We start from the raw sequence: 575 nt of genomic DNA on the forward strand, positions 1-575 counted from the left end.
TTTTAGGGTATCTTTGGAAGGGTCGATTTGCGTGATCGCCGGGGTTCGTGTAAATTGACTCTTCGCTGCCGCTCGGCGAGTGGTTCCCCGGTTGGGGTTCCTCGAGGCGGGTGAGTGGTGGTGGTTTGAGAACTCAAGAGCGTATTTGTACTACTTCTTTATAGTCAATGATTGCCAGTTCATCGTCCGCTCGTTCGCGAGTGGCCGGGAGGCCTTGAAGGACGGTGAGGTTTTCGTGCGATGCGCCTTTCCTTATAAGGCGATCGTCAATTTTCTTGTTTTTGAGAGTCACATGTTGGCTTTCTGCAAAGTTTTTTTGTGGAGGGTTCGATTCTGGCTCAGGATGAACGCTGGCGGCGTGCTTAACACATGCAAGTCGAACGGGATCCATCAGGCTTTGCTTGGTGGTGAGAGTGGCGAACGGGTGAGTAATGCGTGACCGACCTGCCCCATGCACCGGAATAGCTCCTGGAAACGGGTGGTAATGCCGGATGCTCCATCGCACCGCATGGTGTGTTGGGAAAGCCTTTGCGGCATGGGATGGGGTCGCGTCCTATCAGGTAGTCGGCGGGGTA

General features: G+C 54.3%; 1 rRNA gene. It reads left to right on the forward strand.

What is annotated here, in order from left to right:
• Window positions 1-315: 315 nt before the first annotated feature.
• A 16S ribosomal RNA gene (locus tag IE142_RS35610) occupies window positions 316-575 on the forward strand; the annotation flags it as partial.

The sequence above is a fragment of the Streptomyces mutabilis genome, from assembly GCF_014649815.1.
GTDB classification, from domain to species: Bacteria; Actinomycetota; Actinomycetes; order Streptomycetales; family Streptomycetaceae; genus Streptomyces; species Streptomyces mutabilis.